Origin of the sequence: Pseudoalteromonas sp. SR45-6 (assembly GCF_014163545.1) — a bacterium.
GTDB lineage: Bacteria > Pseudomonadota > Gammaproteobacteria > Enterobacterales > Alteromonadaceae > Pseudoalteromonas > Pseudoalteromonas rhizosphaerae.
The window spans coordinates 1-2,324 of record NZ_JACJDM010000118.1; the positions used below are offsets into that span (position 1 = coordinate 1).

The 2,324-nt window shown below is 35.9% G+C and carries 1 protein-coding gene; it reads left to right on the forward strand.

All coding sequences use genetic code 11. From position 1 onward, the window contains the following. Positions 1-504 precede the first annotated feature (504 nt). Positions 505-1,806, forward strand: coding sequence for a PD-(D/E)XK nuclease family protein (locus H5158_RS22325; protein ID WP_182718223.1), 1,302 nt, complete (start codon positions 505-507; stop codon positions 1,804-1,806). The last annotated feature ends 518 nt before the right edge of the window (positions 1,807-2,324 follow it).

Consider the following 2,324-nt stretch of genomic DNA (forward strand, 5'->3'; position numbering starts at 1 on the left):
TGAAGGTGCAGCACCTGTATTTGCGGGGCTGAGACACATCGCATTTAATCAGCTAAAAGCAGAAACAAGCTTTAATAAAGGCATGCCCGCAAAACAGAAAAAAGCTATGCGCAGTACAGGTTACCTTGGAAAGGTATTGAAATCATAGGCTTTTTTCATACTCTTGCCCTGGGGTTTAGCTAAAGATAATGTTGATCGTGTTATTTAGTTTGTAATTAATGTGTTGCAAATAAAAGCGTGTAGTACTTTCAGTGCTGTTAATAACTAGTGTTAACGCTAAGGTTCTGGTTTATATATAAAAATATGAATTTACCTTGACTGGCCTCCCATAATGATTAAGTATGTGGTACTTAAGGATGGTTTTTATTAAGTCATATATAAGAAGCAGTTACAGGGAAGGCTTCGCTTACTCGTTACTATAAATTCTTCTGGACTGTCGCTGTTATATTGCACTTTAAAAAATAACGTCGCTTGATAATTTATAAGTAAAATAAGAGGTGAGAAGTGAGTGTAAATTTATTGGAAAAAACATTTAAACTATTATTGGATAAGGATTTTAAAGCTCTGTCTAGTCGAAGTGAAGAAACTTCAGTACTTGAGTTGATAAAGCTTGATGAAAATAAGAAGTCTGATATTTTGGCATGGCTTTTAGATCCCAATGGAGGCCATCAACAAGGCGATTACTTTTTAAAAGCACTACTTCACTATGTCTTTAATGTTGCTGATGATGAGCAGTTAGGAAATTTTTTAAGTACATTTGAGCTACTTTCTCATTCAACCTCTCAAGCTAAAGTTATTCGCGAATTCCCTATTAATGATGGCGCTGGACGGATTGACTTGCTTGTTTTAGATCCAAGTCAAAAGTTAGTTATTGTTATTGAGAGAAAAGACGGTAGTAAATTACAAAACCAACAATTAAAAAAATACGCTAGTTGGATAGAAACTAATTATGCTGATTGGAATAAAGTATATGTGTTATCGGATAGTCACTTTAAAAACCATGGTGACGAGTATGATAATCGATTTGTGAAAGTAGATGATACTTGGCTGTCAGATGCATTACTTGATTTATTTGGACGTAATTTATTAACCCAAAAACAAGAGCATCAATTAAGAGATGTTCATGACTTCATTTTTGGTGAGTGGGATGAGAAAAGAACTCTCTACTTTAAAAACTATAATAAGTTACTAAATACGGTATCAGCTAACCACTTCGAAACACTTCGCCTCCTAGAAAATCAGGAACTTACCTATAATAAAAAATCATACTCCCTCATTGAGCTAACTCCTCTAGAATATTTTGGGTATGTATTACCAAACGCGCATGCTTATGACGATTGGCAGCTAAAGCTTGCTGAGTTAATACAGCATAATCATAAGGTATTTAATGAGTTGCATGGCTTAAATGAGTTTAATCTCTTTAATGAAGCTGTAAGGAAACTATTCCCTAAACTGGGTGCTGATATTGATGATAGCAAGATGATATTAATGCTAACTAAGCATACTCCTAAGGAGGGGGATTATTGGCCTTATTACCTTGAAATCGAACGTGAGATAAATGAAGAAAATCAAGATATCTATACAGTATCGATTAATGCTAGCCGCTATTCGCCAGAAGAGTTTCATCATTTTGCTGAAAAGGTTGCTGATGCATATAAAATGAAAAGACAATCTAATTGGCGTTTTAAGCACGAAATTTTGCTGGAAAATATCGAAACTTTAGATTTAGACGCGGGAGATGATTCACTCTATCATGTGATTAAAGATTTTTATGATGTTGTAAAAGACTTTAAACTCAAAGCTTGAGGGGATTCTTAGTTTAAATGTAAGTTGTTAAAAAGCAGGTATCAAGTTTAGCCTGCTTTTTTACGGATTTTTGAAACTTGGTTAGGTTAGCCCTGAAGAGGTATCCCCCTAAAAGCTGCGTTTTCGCGTTAGCAAGCTTAACGCCTACGGTAGTAAAAGGAGCTAGGTGCTAGGATTTGCTCGTAGCTCGTAGCTCGAAGCACTTTTTATCTTCTCTGTGTAGCGCCGCGCCTCGGTGAGCTCGGTGGTAAAATTGATTTTAAAACAATCATAGATTAAGGTAAAGGCGCTAGGTTCTAGGGAAGTGACTAGGAGCTAGGATGTAACCGTAGCCCATAGCTCGATGCCTGTGGCTGGATTTAAAAACAATCACAGCTAAAGCGGGTTCCTACTTGCGTATTCTCATGACTTTGATCACCGATTCTCATCAGCTTTGATCACCTGATTTATCATTTTGTAGAGCCGTTTTTAAATTAGCTTAACTGATCATCATCAGTCAATTTATTTAACTGTTTTCG